Source organism: Sphingomonas eleionomae (assembly GCF_049889035.1).
Classification (GTDB): Bacteria; Pseudomonadota; Alphaproteobacteria; order Sphingomonadales; family Sphingomonadaceae; genus Sphingomonas.
In genome coordinates, this window is the sequence record NZ_JBLTWP010000005.1 from 139,481 (window position 1) to 155,050 (window position 15,570).

18 protein-coding genes are annotated in these 15,570 nt (G+C 65.0%); 9 read left to right on the forward strand and 9 right to left on the reverse strand.

Annotation, left to right across the window (positions count from 1 at the left end; genetic code table 11):
- Nucleotides 1–20 precede the first annotated feature (20 nt).
- The 3 genes from phoU to ACNI3Q_RS14360 all read left to right on the forward strand — a co-directional run bounded on the left by phoU (nt 21) and on the right by ACNI3Q_RS14360 (nt 2,388).
- Nucleotides 21–716, forward strand: a complete 696-nt coding sequence (gene phoU, locus ACNI3Q_RS14350; RefSeq protein ID WP_426277838.1) for a phosphate signaling complex protein PhoU — start codon at nt 21–23, stop codon at nt 714–716.
- Nucleotides 717–720: 4 nt separating this feature from the next.
- Nucleotides 721–1,413: a phosphate regulon transcriptional regulator PhoB gene (phoB, locus tag ACNI3Q_RS14355; protein WP_260021367.1), complete on the forward strand. Its 693-nt coding sequence runs from the start codon at nt 721–723 to the stop codon at nt 1,411–1,413.
- 81 nt (nt 1,414–1,494) lie between these two features.
- On the forward strand, nt 1,495–2,388 hold the full coding sequence (locus tag ACNI3Q_RS14360; protein ID WP_426277840.1) for an SDR family NAD(P)-dependent oxidoreductase: 894 nt from the start codon (nt 1,495–1,497) through the stop codon (nt 2,386–2,388).
- 14 nt (nt 2,389–2,402) lie between these two features.
- On the opposite strand, the gene ACNI3Q_RS14365 is transcribed toward ACNI3Q_RS14360, so the two are convergent.
- Nucleotides 2,403–2,750, reverse strand: a complete 348-nt coding sequence (locus ACNI3Q_RS14365) for a DUF2794 domain-containing protein (RefSeq protein ID WP_426277842.1) — start codon at nt 2,748–2,750, stop codon at nt 2,403–2,405.
- Complete coding sequence (gene epsC, locus ACNI3Q_RS14370) at nt 2,750–3,442, reverse strand: serine O-acetyltransferase EpsC (RefSeq protein WP_426277844.1); 693 nt, start codon at nt 3,440–3,442, stop codon at nt 2,750–2,752. The genes ACNI3Q_RS14365 and epsC overlap by 1 nt, the downstream gene beginning before the upstream one ends.
- Nucleotides 3,443–3,626: 184 nt before the next feature.
- Between epsC and ACNI3Q_RS14375 the strand changes: the two genes are divergently transcribed.
- The 5 genes from ACNI3Q_RS14375 (at nt 3,627) to ACNI3Q_RS14395 (ending at nt 8,765) form a co-directional block, all read left to right on the forward strand.
- Nucleotides 3,627–4,388 (forward strand): sulfite exporter TauE/SafE family protein, encoded by a 762-nt coding sequence (locus ACNI3Q_RS14375; RefSeq protein ID WP_426277846.1) that lies wholly within the window; start codon nt 3,627–3,629, stop codon nt 4,386–4,388.
- A 185-nt stretch (nt 4,389–4,573) separates the two neighbouring features.
- The gene (gene ahpC / locus ACNI3Q_RS14380; RefSeq protein ID WP_260021359.1) at nt 4,574–5,134 is read left to right on the forward strand and encodes an alkyl hydroperoxide reductase subunit C; all 561 of its coding nucleotides are present in this window, start codon (nt 4,574–4,576) and stop codon (nt 5,132–5,134) included.
- A 133-nt stretch (nt 5,135–5,267) separates the two neighbouring features.
- Nucleotides 5,268–6,848 (forward strand): alkyl hydroperoxide reductase subunit F, encoded by a 1,581-nt coding sequence (gene ahpF / locus ACNI3Q_RS14385; RefSeq protein ID WP_426277848.1) that lies wholly within the window; start codon nt 5,268–5,270, stop codon nt 6,846–6,848.
- 115 nt (nt 6,849–6,963) lie between these two features.
- The gene (locus tag ACNI3Q_RS14390) at nt 6,964–7,869 is read left to right on the forward strand and encodes a hydrogen peroxide-inducible genes activator (protein ID WP_426277850.1); all 906 of its coding nucleotides are present in this window, start codon (nt 6,964–6,966) and stop codon (nt 7,867–7,869) included.
- Nucleotides 7,870–8,003: 134 nt separating this feature from the next.
- The gene (locus tag ACNI3Q_RS14395; RefSeq protein ID WP_426277852.1) at nt 8,004–8,765 is read left to right on the forward strand and encodes a fasciclin domain-containing protein; all 762 of its coding nucleotides are present in this window, start codon (nt 8,004–8,006) and stop codon (nt 8,763–8,765) included.
- A gap of 50 nt (nt 8,766–8,815) precedes the next feature.
- Here the strand turns inward: ACNI3Q_RS14395 and ACNI3Q_RS14400 are convergent, their stop codons facing one another.
- From ACNI3Q_RS14400 to pgsA, 3 genes are read right to left on the reverse strand one after another with little or no spacing between them, the layout of a single operon-like run.
- Nucleotides 8,816–9,313 (reverse strand): molybdenum cofactor biosynthesis protein MoaE, encoded by a 498-nt coding sequence (locus ACNI3Q_RS14400; protein ID WP_426277854.1) that lies wholly within the window; start codon nt 9,311–9,313, stop codon nt 8,816–8,818.
- Nucleotides 9,310–9,573, reverse strand: coding sequence for a molybdopterin converting factor subunit 1 (moaD, locus tag ACNI3Q_RS14405; RefSeq protein ID WP_426277856.1), 264 nt, complete (start codon nt 9,571–9,573; stop codon nt 9,310–9,312). The genes ACNI3Q_RS14400 and moaD overlap by 4 nt, the downstream gene beginning before the upstream one ends.
- Before the next feature lie 5 nt (nt 9,574–9,578).
- Nucleotides 9,579–10,124, reverse strand: a complete 546-nt coding sequence (gene pgsA, locus ACNI3Q_RS14410; protein ID WP_260021353.1) for a CDP-diacylglycerol--glycerol-3-phosphate 3-phosphatidyltransferase — start codon at nt 10,122–10,124, stop codon at nt 9,579–9,581.
- A gap of 144 nt (nt 10,125–10,268) precedes the next feature.
- On the opposite strand from pgsA, the gene ACNI3Q_RS14415 reads away from it, so the two are divergent.
- Nucleotides 10,269–11,585 (forward strand): MFS transporter, encoded by a 1,317-nt coding sequence (locus ACNI3Q_RS14415; RefSeq protein WP_426277858.1) that lies wholly within the window; start codon nt 10,269–10,271, stop codon nt 11,583–11,585.
- A 9-nt stretch (nt 11,586–11,594) separates the two neighbouring features.
- Here ACNI3Q_RS14415 and ACNI3Q_RS14420 read toward each other — a convergent pair whose 3' ends face one another.
- The 4 genes from ACNI3Q_RS14420 to ACNI3Q_RS14435 all read right to left on the reverse strand — a co-directional run bounded on the left by ACNI3Q_RS14420 (nt 11,595) and on the right by ACNI3Q_RS14435 (nt 15,570).
- On the reverse strand, nt 11,595–11,927 hold the full coding sequence (locus ACNI3Q_RS14420) for a hypothetical protein (protein WP_426277860.1): 333 nt from the start codon (nt 11,925–11,927) through the stop codon (nt 11,595–11,597).
- A gap of 264 nt (nt 11,928–12,191) precedes the next feature.
- Complete coding sequence (locus tag ACNI3Q_RS14425) at nt 12,192–13,328, reverse strand: OmpA family protein (protein ID WP_426277862.1); 1,137 nt, start codon at nt 13,326–13,328, stop codon at nt 12,192–12,194.
- A 105-nt stretch (nt 13,329–13,433) separates the two neighbouring features.
- The gene (locus ACNI3Q_RS14430; RefSeq protein WP_426277864.1) at nt 13,434–13,943 is read right to left on the reverse strand and encodes a DUF2793 domain-containing protein; all 510 of its coding nucleotides are present in this window, start codon (nt 13,941–13,943) and stop codon (nt 13,434–13,436) included.
- Nucleotides 13,944–13,977: 34 nt separating this feature from the next.
- Complete coding sequence (locus ACNI3Q_RS14435; protein WP_426277866.1) at nt 13,978–15,570, reverse strand: GTA baseplate fiber-binding domain-containing protein; 1,593 nt, start codon at nt 15,568–15,570, stop codon at nt 13,978–13,980.

The following is a 15,570-nucleotide window of genomic DNA, read 5'->3' on the forward strand; positions in this document are numbered from 1 at the left end:
GTTCGGGAGTTTCAGGCGGCATGAGCGAACATACGGTCAAGGCGTTCGATGAGGACATCGGCGAACTGCGCGGCCTGATCGCGCAGATGGGCGGGATGGCCGAAAGCGCGATCGAGGCGGCGATGACCGCGCTGAAGCGGCACGACCTGAAGGCGGCGGCCGAGATCATCGAGGGCGACAAGGCGATCGACGCGCTGGAGTTCGAGATCGAGCGGCTGGCCGTCCGGCTGATCGCCCTGCGCGCGCCGATGGCGGACGACCTGCGCGAAGTGGTCAGCGCGCTCAAGATCGCCAGCGTGCTGGAGCGCGTCGGCGATTATGCCAAGAACATCGCGAAGCGCGTGGCCGTCATCAAGGATGGCGGCGACATGGCGCCGCTGTCGCTGCTGCCCGCCATGGCGACCATGGCGACGGACATGCTGCATGACGTGCTCGACGCCTTTGCCGCGCGCGACCCCGAAACGGCGGTCCGGGTGTGCGAACGCGACAATGCGGTCGACGATTTCTACAATTCGATCTTTCGCACGCTGGTCACCTTCATGGTCGAAAACCCGTCGATCATCGGTCAGGCCGCGCACCTTCTGTTCATCGCCAAGAATCTGGAGCGGGTGGGCGATCATGCCACCAATGTCGCGGAAATGGTCTATTACACCGCGACCGGCCACCACATGAGCGACCGGGATCAGGGCGACCCTGTTCCCGTCATCGGGAGCTGAACCCATGTCACGCGCAACGATGCTGCTGGTCGAGGACGATCCGGCACTGGCCGAACTGCTCATCTATCATTTCAAGCGCGAGGATTTCGAGGTCAAGCACACACCCGACGGCGAAGAGGCGCTGTTGCTGGCCAAGGAGGCATCGCCCGACATCGTGCTGCTCGACTGGATGGTCGAGGGGCTGTCGGGGATCGAGGTGTGCCGCCGCCTGCGCCGGATGAGCGAGACGGCCAATGTCCCGATCATCATGCTGACCGCGCGCGGCGAAGAAGAGGATCGGGTGCGCGGCCTGGAAACCGGGGCGGACGATTACGTCACCAAGCCCTTTTCCCCGCGCGAGCTGGTTGCGCGGGTCGGCGCGGTGCTGCGCCGCGTGCGCCCGGCGCTGGCCGGCGAACAGCTGGTCTATGCCGATATCGAAATGGATACGGTCGGCCACAAGGTGCGGCGGGGCGGCGAAGTGGTGCCGCTGGGTCCCACGGAGTTCCGCCTGCTCAAGCATTTCCTGGAACATCCCGGCTGGGTGTTCAGCCGCGAACGGCTGCTCGATGCGGTCTGGGGCCATGACAGCGACATCGAAAGCCGCACCGTCGACGTCCATATCCGCCGCCTGCGCAAAGCAATCAATCAGGGCGACCGGCCGGACATCATCCGCACGGTCCGCTCCGCCGGTTATGCGCTGGATTCGGGGAACTGATCGCAGCGCCCGCGTGCCACCGTTGACGCTGGCCGGTTGAGCCTGCACCAGTCCGTCCAAGGTTATTCGGGAGTGGATGAAATGGCGATCCGGTTCGATGGGCGCGTGGCGATCGTCACTGGCGCTGGCGGCGGGCTTGGCCGCGCCTATGCGCTGGAACTGGCCCGTCGCGGGGCGCGGGTCGTGGTCAACGATCTGGGCGGCGCGCGCGACGGCACCGGACGATCCGATGCCGCCGATCGCGTAGTGGCGGAGATCGAGGCGCTGGGCGGCGAGGCGATGGCCGATGGCGGCAACGTCACCGATTTCGCCCAGATGGAGGCGATGGTCGCCCGCGCCGCAGATCGCTGGGGCGGCGTCCACATTCTGATCAACAACGCCGGCGTGCTGCGCGACCGCAGCTTTGCCAAGATGAGCCCGGAGGATTTCGAGTTCGTGGTGCGCGTCCACCTGATCGGGTCGGCCAATGCGACCAAGGCGGTGTGGGACCGGATGCGCGATCAGGGATATGGCCGCATCCTGATGACCGCCAGCTCGACCGGTCTGTTCGGCAATTTCGGCCAGGCCAATTACGGCGCGGCCAAGCTGGGCCTCGCGGGGCTGACCAAGACGCTGTATCTGGAGGGCGCGAAATACAATGTCCGCGTCAATACGCTGGCCCCCGTCGCCGGCACGCGGATGACAGAGGACATTTTTCCCGAAGCCGCCTTTCACGCCTTTGCGCCAGAGGCCGTGGTGCCGGCCGCGCTCTATCTGGTCAGCGAGGATGCGCCGACCAACGCGATCGTCGGGGCGGGCGCGGGCGTATTCCAGGCCAGCTATGTCACGCTGACCCGCGGCGTCCACCTGACCGGCGATGCTCTGTCGCCAGAGGGCGTGGCAGAACATTGGGCGACGATCACCGACCGCACGGGCGAAATCGTGCCCCAGTCGGGCGGCGAGCAGGCCGGGCTGATCTTCAGCCAGCTCGGCTGAAGCCGCCGACCCGCCTAATTCTCGACCAGCTTCATCAGGCGGCGTTCGACCGGGGCCAAGACCAGCGCCAGTTCGTGCCCGCGCTTCAGCACGACGCCCTGTTCCCCGATCAGCGCCCACATACCCTGCCGGTTGCGCAGTGCCGGACGCTTTTCGATCCGCAATTCGGGGTTTTCCGCCGTCCGGCGAAACGCGGCGAACATCGCCACGTCCCTTTCCAGCCGGATGGCATAATCGCGCCAGTGGCCCGCGGCGACCATCCGACCATACAGGTCGAGGATCCGGCCCAGTTCCGCCCGGTCAAAGCCCACTTGTCCGGGGCGCGGCCCGCCAAGGGCGGGAAACGGCGTGACGGTTCCCATCAGGCGCGGTCGCGGCGCTCCACGGCATCGCGTTCGGCCATCAGTTCGTCCACGCGCCGACGCATCGCCTCAAGCTCGCAGCGCAGGATTTCCAGCTTCTGCGTCTGGGGATCGAACATCTCGCGGCACGGCGTGCCATAGGGCATGAACCCCTGCCCCGACTGGTAACTGGATGCATCCATCAGCACGGGCTTGGCGGGAATACCGACCATCGTCGCCCCGTCCGGCACATCCTTGGTCACCACGGCATTGGCCCCGATGCGCGCACCGCGCCCGACCGTGATCGGCCCCAGCACCTGCGCACCGGAACCGATGATCGCACCGTCCAGCAACGTCGGATGCCGTTTGCCGGCAACGCCATTGTCCGGGCTGGTCCCGCCCAGCGTCACGCACTGATAGATGGTTACATTGTCGCCAATCACCGCTGTTTCGCCGATCACGGTAAAGCCATGGTCGATGAAGAAGTGATGGCCGATCGTCGCGCCGGGATGAATATCGATCGCGGTCAGGAACCGGGACACGTGATTGACGGCCCGGGCCAGGAAAAACAGGCGCATCCGGAACAGGCGATGCGCAATCCGGTGGAACCCCAGCGCCCAGACGCCGGGGTACAGCAGGATCTCTGCCCGCGACCGCGGAGCCGGATCGCGCGCCTTGATCGAATCCAGATATTGTCCCAGGCGCCGGATCATCGGCCCGTCCCCTTGTTGCAAGCCAGCTATTTAGGGGGAAAACCCCGCAATTTCCAGTGGGACGGCGACGCTGCACCGGCGGGGGGATAGTTCAGCCTTGCCGATGGAAACCCGATCATTCTTGTCGAATATGAAAAAGCCGTCATTGTACGGGCCAAAGTCTGGGGCAGCATAAGGTCCGCGCGTGGAGATTTTCGGGTTCGATCTTGCTGGGGTGCTGCCGTTCATCGCGATCGGCTTTGCAGCGCAGATCATCGATGGCGCACTGGGCATGGCGTTTGGCGTCATTTCATCGACGCTGATGGTCAGCGTGATGGGCGTGGCGCCCGCGCGCGCCTCTGCCGGCGTGCATCTGGTGGAAATGTTCACGACGGCAGCGTCCGGCATCAGCCATTTCTTTCACCGCAACATCGACTGGAAACTGTTCGCCCGGCTGGTCATCCCCGGTGTCATCGGCGGGGTCGCTGGCGCGTATCTGTTGTCTGAGATGGGGGAAGGCGCCCGGCCGTTCGTGATGGCCTATCTCTCGGTGATCGGTATTTACCTGATCTTCCGCGCCTTCGGCATCCCGCCCAAGTCGAAAGAGCCCAAGCTGATCGCGCCGCTGGGTCTGATCGGCGGGTTCCTTGATGCGGCGGGTGGCGGCGGCTGGGGGCCGGTCGTAACCTCGAACCTGCTGATTCAGGGCAGCAATCCGCGCATGACCATCGGCACCGTCAACAGCGCCGAGTTTTTCCTGACGACGGCCGTGTCGATCACCTTCATCGCTCATCTGGGGTTCGAGGCGTTTACCCAGGCGACCATCGGCCTGCTGATCGGCGGCGTCGTCGCTGCGCCGTTCGGTGCATTGCTGGTCAAGCGGATCCAGCCGCGCCTGCTGCTCGGCCTGGTCGGCACCGTCCTGACCCTGACCAGCGCCTACAGCATCTATCGCGCGGTGACCTGAATCCCCGCACCGGTCAGTGTGCGAACCGGCAAAGTCGGTACGGCAATGACATGAAGCCGTTCGATTGTGGGCGGCCGCTTTGATCGATACAGGCGATCAGGGGGAACGATCATTCCGGTTTGAACGGCACTGCACAATACCTATATGCCGCAATGCAACACCCGTTCATCAACAGGAGGATTTCCATGGCCCTTATTGGCAGCCAGCTGAAGCCGTTCACCGCCACCGCGTTCAAGGAAGGCAAGTTCGTCGATGTGACCGACGCCGATGTCCGCGGCAAGTGGGCCGTTTTCTTCTTCTATCCGGCCGACTTCACCTTCGTCTGCCCGACCGAACTGGAAGATCTGGCGGACGTTTATCCGACGCTGCAGAAGATGGGCGTCGAGGTGTATTCGGTGTCGACCGACACGCATTTCAGCCACAAGGCATGGCATGAAACCTCGCCGGCGATCAGCAAGATCACCTATTACATGCTGGGCGACCAGAACCATGTGCTGGCCAAGAATTTCGACGTGCTGCGCGACAGCGGCCTTGCCGATCGCGGCACCTTCGTCGTCGATCCGGAAGGCGTGATCCAGCTCGTTGAAATCACCAGCGAAGGCGTCGGCCGCAATGCGCAGGAGCTGCTGCGCAAGATCAAGGCGGCGCAGTATGTTGCGGCGCACCCCGGCGAAGTCTGCCCGGCCAAGTGGGAAGAGGGTGAAAAGACCCTGGCTCCGTCGCTGGACCTGGTCGGCAAGATCTAAGGCCGAATTCAGGGCCATGTTTGAATAGCGCCCGCCATCTCCCCCCTCCCCCTGGCGGGCGTAACGCGGCCCGGAGCGATCCTCCTCTCCCTTCGCTCCGGGCCGTTCGTTTTTTGATCAACAGGAGTGTTTCATGCTCGACGCGCATCTGAAACAGCAGCTTGAAGGCTATCTGGTCCATATCCGCGAACCGATCGAACTCGTCGCCAGCCTTGGCGAGGATGCGAAATCGCTTGAGCTGGAAGGGCTGCTGAACGAAATCGCCGGCCTGTCCGGCAAGATCTCTGTCGTCCGCAAGGATGACGACAAGCGCAAGCCCAGCTTCATGATCCGGCGCGTCGGCACCGACATCGGCGTCCGCTTTGCCGGCATCCCGATGGGGCATGAGTTCACCTCGCTGGTGCTGGCGCTGCTTCAGGTCGGCGGCCACCCGTCAAAGGCGGCGCAGGACGTGATCGAAGCGGTGAAGGGCCTGGAGGGCGAGCTTCACTTCGAAACCTATTTCTCGCTGTCCTGCCAGAATTGCCCTGATGTAGTGCAGGCGCTCAATCTGATGGCAGTGCTCAACCCCCGGATCAGCCATGTCGCCATCGACGGCGCGCTGTTCAAGGAAGAGGTCGATGCGCGTCAGGTGCTGGCGGTGCCGATGGTGTTCCTGAACGGTCAGCAGTTCGGATCCGGCCGGATGGAGCTGGAGCAGATCGTTGCCAAGCTCGACACCGGCGCAGAGGCCAAGGCGGCGGAAAAGCTGAATGCCAAGGACGCGTTCGACGTGCTGATCGTCGGCGGCGGTCCTGCGGGCGCGGCATCGGCCATCTATACCGCGCGCAAGGGGCTGCGGGTCGGCGTTGCAGCCGAACGGTTCGGCGGTCAGGTGCTCGACACCATGGGGATCGAGAATTTCATCTCGGTTTCCTATACCGAGGGCCCGAAGCTCGCCGCGCAGATGGAGGCACAGGTCCGCGAAAACGACGTGGACGTGGTGAACCTTCAGCGCGCGGACAAGCTGATCCCCGCAGCACGCGAAGGCGGCCTGCACGAGGTCGTGCTGGCCAATGGCGGCCGCCTGCGCGCAAAGACGGTGATCCTGTCCACCGGCGCACGCTGGCGCCAGATGGGCGTTCCGGGCGAGGAAGAGTTCAAGAACAAGGGCGTGGCCTATTGCCCGCACTGCGACGGCCCGCTGTTCAAGGGCAAGCGCGTGGCGGTCATCGGCGGCGGCAATTCGGGCGTCGAGGCTGCAATCGACCTGGCCGGCATCGTCGCTCATGTCACGCTGATCGAATATGACAGCCAGCTCCGCGCCGACGCGGTGCTTCAGCGCAAGCTGGGCAGCCTGTCGAACGTCAAGGTCATCACCTCGGCGATGACGACCCGCGTCAATGGCACCGACAAAGTCACAGGTCTGACCTACAAGGATCGCAATTCGGGCGAGGAGCATGATATCGAGCTGGAAGGGATCTTCGTCCAGATCGGCCTGGTGCCCAATACCGAATGGCTGAAGGACAGTGTGGCGCTGACCCCGCGCGGCGAGATCGAGATCGACGCGCACGGCGCAACCAGCCAGCCGGGCATCTTTGCCGCAGGCGACTGCACGACGGTGCCGTACAAGCAGATCGTGGTTGCCGTGGGCGCCGGATCGACCGCGGGTCTCGCCGCGTTCGACTATCTGATCCGCCTGCCCGCAGAGGTCATAGAGGCTCAGGCGGCCTGATCCGGAACGACGGATCCGCAACGATTTTGAAAACCCCTTCCTGGCCGGGCCGGGAAGGGGTTTAATTATCGCCTTGCTCACTTATATCGTCCAAAATCATCGGTTGGGACGATCAATGGCCGCGACCTATCTGCCGACACTGAAACAACTGCAATATCTCGTCGCCCTTCGCGATACCGGCCATTTCGGGCGGGCCGCGGAAAGCTGTTTCGTCACGCAATCCACGCTTTCGGCCGGCATCCGCGAGCTTGAAACGCTGATCGGCGTGGTGCTGGTGGAACGGACGCGGCGCGTCGTTCGCTTCACCCCGCTGGGCGAAGGGATCGTGGCAAAGGCGCGCGTTGTGCTGCGTGAGGCGGACGAGCTGGCCGACATGGCGCGGGCCGCCGGTCAGCCGCTGTCGGGCGAAATGCGGATGAGCGTCATTCCCACCATCGCGCCATTCATGCTGCCGCGCATCCTGCCCCGGCTGCGCACCGATTATCCCGACCTCAAACTCTATCTCCGCGAGGAGCCGAGCGCGGCCGCGTGCGAGGGGCTGCATCACGGGCGCACCGATTGCGTGCTGCTCGCCCTGCCCTATGCCTGCGGCGATGTCGAAATCGAACCCCTGTTCGATGACCGGCTGTTCGTTGCCTATCCCGGCGATGATCATGCGCCGCCGCCCGGCCCGGTGCTGTCCGACGATATCGACGAAACCCGGCTGCTGCTGCTGGAGGACGGGCACTGCCTTAAGGATCATGCCCTGTCGGCGTGCAACAATCCCGAATTGCGCGGCCAAGCGACGATGCTTGGCACCTCACTCCACACCATCGTCCAGATGGTGGACAACGGGCTTGGCGTCACCATGCTGCCGGAAATGGCCATTGATGCCGGGATATTGACGCATACGCGCATTGTCGCGCGCCCTCTGCTCACCGACAAAGCAGTACGGAACGTCGCATTGGTCTGGAGAAAGGCGAGCCCGCGTGAACGCGATTTCCGGTTGCTTGCCAAGGTTTTGAGCGACGCCCAACGCTGATCCTGCAATGAGTCCCCCGAACTGCGCCAAATGATCGTCCGATGGTGACTTGGAACCCGATTGGATGCTCAAGCGTAATGTTATCCGGCGCAGCGATGCGCCCAGAATTTCGGACAACCGATTTGGAGAGTTCCATGCGTAGTCTTTCTGTCATCGCCAAGCTGGCTGCCGTCAGCGCCTTTGCCCTGACCGCCGCCGCTGCCAATGCGCAGCAGGCCGAACCGCAGGCCCCTGCCCAGACCGAGGCACCTGCCCCCACCACCACGGCCGATCCGGCCACCACCACCACGGCTCCGGCCGACACGACGACGCAGACGGCCCAGCCCGCGGCTCCGGCCACGGCGGACGCTGCGGCGCCCGGCGGTACGATCGTCGATGCGGCTGTCGCCACGCCGACGCTGAGCACGCTGGTAACGGCAGTGCAAGCCGCCGGTCTGGCCGATACGCTGAAGGGCCCTGGCCCGTTCACGGTGTTCGCGCCGACCAACGAAGCCTTTGGCCGCCTTGCCCCCGGCACGGTCGACACGCTGCTGAAGCCGGAGAACAAGGCAACACTGTCCGGTCTGCTGACCTATCACGTTGTCGCTGGTGAACTCGATTCGGCCAAGCTGGTCGAGCAGCTGAAGGCCAATAACGGCAGCGTCACGCTGACCACCGTTGCCGGCCAGCCGCTGACCGCGACGCTCGAAAACAACGCCATCATCCTGACGGATGCGAACGGCAACAAAAGCTACGTCACCCAGTATGACGTGAAGCAGGCCAATGGCGTCGTCCATGTCGTCAACGGCGTGCTGATCCCGAAGCAGGAAGCGCAGGCGGCACAGGCCCCGGCGGCTCAGCCGTCGACCGAGGCGGCGGACGCCACCGCCCCGGCTCAGGACGGCGCAACCCGCTGATCCGACCTTGACTGAATGGCTGCGGCCGGCGCCTCGTGCGTCGGCCGTTGCTATTTCTGGTTGGCGCCAACCGGACGGGGTGTCGGCTCGGCTTTGTGCGCCGGTCCCCAACGCCAGCGGTCCGCCGCTTCGTGGTCGCTGTCCCGCGCCGCGACCCAGCGGACGTCTTCGCCGCGCGTCTCCCGTTTCCAGAACGGGGCATCCGTCTTCAACCGGTCGATCAGAAACGCACAGGCGGCAAGCGCATCGGCCCGATGCGGGGCAGCCGTCACCACCATGACCACCGCATCGCCCGGGTACATCGCGCCCACACGATGGACCAGCAGCGCGCCGGTCAGCCGCCAGCGGGCCGCCGCATCCACGCACAGTCCATGCAACGCCCGCTCGGTCATGCCGGGATAATGTTCCAGCATCAGCTCGGTCACGCCGTCATCGGCACGGACCAGCCCGGTGAACGTGGCCACGGCGCCAACCCCTTCCAGCGCCGCCGCGCGGTTCAGCATCGCGGCCAGATCGATGGGCGTCTGCTCGATCCGCGCCTCGATCATCCGCCGGTCACCGGGGGAAAGAACGCGATTTCCCGCGCCGCACCGATCGCCGCGTCGAACGGCACGAACTGCTGATCGATCGCCGCGCGCAGTCGCGTGGGCTCGGCAAAGGCGGTGCGGTGTCCTGCGCTGCGCCCGGCAAGCCATGCCGCCAGCGCCTCTACGGTGACAATGTCATCGGGGAGGGTCACCGCCTCCTCACCCCTGCCGATCGCCTCGCGCACCCAGGCGAAATACAGCAGGGTAACCGTGCGGGTCATGCCGTTCAGCTATCCATGTGCGTCAATCCGACGCGCAGATAATCCCACCCCGTCACCAGCGTCAGCAACGCCGCAATCCACAGGGTCGGCAGACCGATCCAGTCGGCCAGCCACACGATATCGCTGAGGATCAGCGCACCCAGCGCGATCAGCTGCAGCGCCGTTTTCCACTTGGCCAATTTGGAAACCGGCACCGATACCTGCAACCCGCCCAGAAATTCGCGCAGGCCCGAAACGGTAATCTCGCGCACCAGGATGATCAGCGCGGGGATGATGTGCACCCCGTCGATGACCCCCTTGGCACACAGCATCAGCAGCACGGCGGCCACCATGATCTTGTCGGCGATCGGATCCAGGAAAATGCCCAGTTTCGATACCGTGCCCTGTGCCCGCGCCAGATATCCGTCCAGATAATCCGTCGCCCCGATCACACAGTATAACAGGAACGCGGCGACATAGCCCGCTTCCCAGCCCGGCCACCACAGCAGCGCCACCAGCAACGGCACACCCAGGATGCGGGACAGCGTCAGGATGTTGGGCAGCGTCAACATGGATGCTTTCCCTACGGCGTGCCCGGCGACAGGGCAACGGTCCAGCGCAACGGATCGACAACCGCGATCCGGGATTGATGGTGCGACGCAATCGGGGCTATGCCCCACCCCTGTTGCTTAACCCCGGCTGGATCGCATCTGCCCATGACCAATGCCTTTGGCCTGCTGCGCCAGCGCCGCTTTCTTCCGCTGTTCGTCACGCAGTTTCTCGGCGCCTACAACGACAATCTGTTCAAGACGGCGATGGTGCTGTTCGCCACCTATCAGATTTTCAACAATCCCGAGGTGGAGTTTCAATTCAACGCGCTGGCGACCGGCTTTGGCATCCTCCCCTTTTTCCTGCTGTCCGCGCTGGCCGGTCAGCTGGCCGACACGACGGACAAGGCGCGGATCATCCGCATCGTGAAAACCGCCGAAATCGGGCTGATGCTGTTCGGTGGAGCGGGCATGCTGATCGCCAATGCCGGGTATCACAGTGCGGGCATCGTCATGATGCTGGCCGCCGTCCTCGGCCTGGGCGTTCACTCGACCTTTTTCGGGCCGATCAAATACGCGATCCTGCCGCAGCATCTTGAGGATGATGAGGTTTTGGGCGGCACCGGCCTGGTGGAAGCGGCGACCTATTTGTCCATCCTGATGGGCACGGTAACCGCGGGTTTCGTTGCCAAGCATATCGAACTGGCCGCCGGCCTTGTCCTGATCGTCGCGTTGATCGGCTGGTTCACCGGTCGCATGGTGCCGCCGGCCCCCCGCGTGGGACCAAAGCTGAAGCTGAACTACAACCCTGTCACCGCATCCTGGCGGCTGATCTCGGCGACGATGCACATTCCCCGCCTGTTCCTCGCCATCTGCGCGATCAGCTTTTTCTGGACGATCGGCTCGGTGCTCATCATCATCTTCACGCCGCTGGTGAAGAATGTCCTGACCAGCGATGAACAGGTGGCCAGCCTCACCATTGCGGTCTTTTCGATCGGCGTCGCGGTGGGATCGGTCATCATCAACGCGCTTCTCAAGGGCCATGTCTCGGCCCGTTATTCGCCGATCTCGGTCATCGTGATGGCCGTCATCATCGTGCTCTTCTCGGTAGAGGTGCGGATGTGGGTGCCGGCACCAGCCGGGACGCTTTATTCGGTCGCCCAATTCGCGACCCAGGGACAGGGATGGATGATCATGGCGACGCTGCTGGCGATCGCCGTGTTCGGTGGGATGTTCGTCGTGCCCCTCTATGCCTTCCTGACCACCACCGTGACCAAGGATCAGACGGCGCGCACGGTCGCGGCGAACAACGTCGTCAATGCCGGCGCAATGACCGTGGGTGCGCTGTTCGTGATGGGACTGACCGGGCTTGGCATCTCATCGGAAGATATGCTGCTGGTCGTGGCCGGCATGTGCCTCATCTCGGCATGGCTGGCTTATCGCCTGCACCGGGTTTGCCAGATGGAAGATGCCGCCGCCTGCTGACGCCGTCCGCTACAGGAACAGCGTGTAAAAGCAGACGAAGAACGCTGTGAAGCTCAGCGCGAACAGCTTGATGTCGCTATCATCGGGATTCGTGATCTTGGGCTTGGGCAGGTTCAGCTGGCGACGAAAACCGTTGGGTACGGCGGGCTCGATGCGGTGAATGCTCATGACACATGTTAACGTGCCGTTGAGCATTGCGCTCCATGCAAAAGCGCGAGCCTGCGTCCGGGAACGGGACAGGCCCTCGACCTGAACCTTCGGTGGGCCGGGGGTAAAGCGCCCTGCGCCATGACCTTGGGTCAGTTCAGGCCGCCGATGCCCCGATGCGATGCTGTCCATCATCCGCAACGCCAGCCAGCAGGCCCGCCTGGTCCCGAGGGGGAAACGGGGCGGTACGGATGCCGCCTCTGCCCTGCAACGCTTCCGGTATGTTCGGATGTCGTGGTCGGGAACGCAGCGAGTCCGCGTTCCCCGGCCTGCCAGCGGCTGGCATATCCCTGACGCTACATCGGCCGGCGGGTGCTGCGGCATTCGCGCGCCATCCGCGCAAAAGAAAAGGGGGCCGGTTTCCCGACCCCCGATCCTTGTTCGTCCGTTACCGGTCGATCAGTTGCCCGAACCCGGACCGTAGGTGACTTCCACCCGGCGGTTCTGCAGTTCGCGGACACCGTCGGCGGTGTCGACGCGCGGACGGCTTTCACCGAACGCTTCCGTCGAAATCGCGCCTTCACCGATGCCACGGCCCGACAGGTAAGCCTTCACCGCGTCGGCACGACGCTGCGACAGACCCACATTGTACTTGGCCGAACCCGACTTGTCGGCGTGACCAGCCAGCATCACCTGCGCGTTGCCGCACGACTGATAGTTGGTGATCGCGTTGTCCAGGATGCTCGCGGCTTCCGGCGTGATATCCGACTTATCCCAGTCGAAGAACACGATGTACGGCCCCGGGGTGCAGACCACTGCCGGCGGAGGCGGCGGAGGCGGCGGCGGGGGCGGCGGAGGCGGCGGGGGAGGCGGCGGGGGAGGCGGCGGCGGCGGCGGAGGCGTCGGCGCACCGAAGTTGAAGGTCAGGCCACCCAGCAGCGAGTGCGAGCGGAACCGGCCTTCGAACTGGCGACCCTGAATGTCCGAATAGGACACGTTGTCGGCGTTGAAGAAACGATACTTCAGCGACACATCGACATTATCGCTGAGCGGGGCGCGCACACCGGCCAGGGCCTGCCATGCGAACACCGTGTCGGAATTGTCGAGGAACGCACCGTTCTCGTTCAGGCGATTGTCGCTCGCCTTGACGCGGGCAACACCGGCACCACCGCCGATAAAGCCCTGAACGGCATCATCGGCACCGAAGTCCAGCAGCGCATTGGCCATGAAGCTCAGCGCGCTCGTGCGGCCGCCCAGGCTGTAGCTGCCGGCCGGCGCGTTCAACACCGCACCCGCCGTGTTGAACACCGGAGTGGTGGTCGACGAGGTGAACTGGTCGGCAGTCGCGCTGCGATAGCTTACTTCGGTTTCCAGACGGACCGGACCGAAGTCGTAACCGACCGTGGCACCAGCGTCGTAACCATAGTCGCTGTCAACGGTGCCGGTGGCGCCGTTGCCGGTTGCGATGTCATAGTCGATGTCTTCGACGATCATCGCGCCGCCTTCCACGCCCACATACCACGCTTTGTCGCGTGCAAGGGCGGGAGTGGCCAGCGCGGTTGATGCAAGCGCCAATGTGACGGCAAGCTTCCGCATTGTAATCCCCTTTCATGGTTGTCCTACGGACAGCGCAAACCCTCTACTCCGCAGTAAGTTTCCGTGCAAGCGAACAAATATGCGGTGTGTTGCGCGAAAGACACATTATTCCGAGGAACCAATCATGCCGTATGTGCGTGCCGCGGTCAGCAAACTGGCGATCGCGGCGCGCGCTTCATTATCGATCACTGTGCCACCGACCGGGTTCGAAATGGCCGGTTGGCGATCGCCCGTCACGCGGTATCCTGCACCGTCGATCACGTGACCGCGCCATTGTCCGGCCTCCCATCCCGCTGCGCCGAGCCGGATGACCTGCGCGGCTGCGCGATCCCATAATGCCATGCCGGGCACCGGGTCGACGAACCGCCATGCGCCCCCGCTCCAGAAGGCGATCCGCCCGGCCTGCCCGGCCCAGTCCCCGTTCGCAGATGCAGCAACGATCCACCCCGCTCCGGGCGCTGGATCCTCAGTCGGCGGTGCACCTGCACTGCCCTCGACCATGCCGGCGATCAGGAAATCGGCAATGATCAGCGCCTCATTATGCGTCATCTCCTTCTGCGCCTGACCGGGGTGGATCATCGGCATGGCCCAGCGGGGGGTTTGGTCGTCGCTCATCCTTCGTCTCCCATCGTGTCGATCCTGCCGCCGGTCATGAAAGGGCAAGGGACAGCGGCGTCGATGCCGCCAGGTCGCCGATCTGGCGGATCTCGATGTGCCAGGGCCGGGGCCGGCCGTCGATACCCAGCCTCATTTCCGGCACCCCCGTGTCGTGAACACGGGTCGCGCCATCCGAATCGCGGATGGTCACGCGGTACCGCTCTGCCGATTCGCCAAGCGGCGCATCGATCGCGTCGATCCAGTTCCACCCCGTCCGGCTGCGCCTGGTCCAGCGAATCACGATGTCGCCGTCCGCGCCGGTGCTGACGATCGCGCGCACCGGCGACGGTGGCCGCACGGACCGGCCGTCGATCGACACCTTTTCCCGCACCAGGTCGGGATCGCCCACGCCCTGCGCTGCAACATCGATGTCGCTGCCGATCGCACCGGGCGTCAGGTCGACGATCGCCAGCGCATCGGCTTCGATCAGGCAAAAGGGTTCATCCGGCGCATGGTACGCCATCGCCCATTCCGTGCTGCGCCGTCCACGCAACAGGCCGGTGAGCCGCCACCGCCCCTCACCCAGCGGATCGGCGCGCATGAACTGGATCAGCTCATCCCCGATCAGGGCCAGGTTCTCCCCCCGGTCCACCGCCGCCATGTCTGCATCGCGCATCATGTCACCGGGGCGGGTCAGGGCGACGATCACCGCGCTCCGCCAATCGATCAACAGCGGGCACGCAGGCCCCGGCGGCACGATCGCCCGCCCGATCACGGCGGCCCTTGCGCTGCCGCCGACTGGCTGCCACGCCCCGCCCGGCGCCGCAGTCATCAGCGCCGCGGATCGCCACCCCGCCTCCGTCCCCGACGTTGCGATGGCCAGCCTTGGCACGCCGGGGCCGCTGCCCTGATCCAGCGGCAGTTCGAACGCCGCGATCACGGTCGGCCCATGGACCTGGTCGTCATCGGGATGCACCCGTCCGGGATCGGCGAGGGGCAGAGGCACCGCCGCAGCATCGGCAATCCGGACCAGTTCGATGCGCCGCCCACTCCGCTCGATCGTCACCGCCGCTGCCCGCCACAGCCCGGCCTCGCCCGACAGGCGCACCCGGTCACCGGGGTTCATCGTCAATGCATCGGCGGCAGCTCCGATCCATCGCCGCTCGCGCTCGGCCATCGCCCGGTCCATCGCCGCCTCGGCCAGCGCCAGCGCGGCGTCCGCGCCGATGGCGGCGGGCATGGCGATGCGACGTTCCGATTTGCCAGCGCCCGGCCGCGCTGCCCGCTGCACCCCTGTCTGATAATCGCGCGCCGGATCATAATGGGCGATGGTCACCGCACCCGGCATCCGGTCGGCGGGCGTCATGCTCCGCCGGCCCGGCGATCCCGCCCCCGCCGCGCGCCAGCCATGGTCGGTCAGCATCCGCTCCCCGCCATCGCCCTTGCCGGCACACAGGATCAGCCTGCCGTCCCCCTCGCGCCACCAGCCACCGGTGATCGCCGCAATATCGCCCGCCGCCTCGGCAACGCTCGCGCCCTCGACCGCCAGGCCGCCCAGCGCCGAACCGGCACCTTCCGCCCCCAGCCGGTCGGACATCGCGGCCAGCACCCCGCCCGTCGTCACCGGCCCCGGATCGGCGATCAC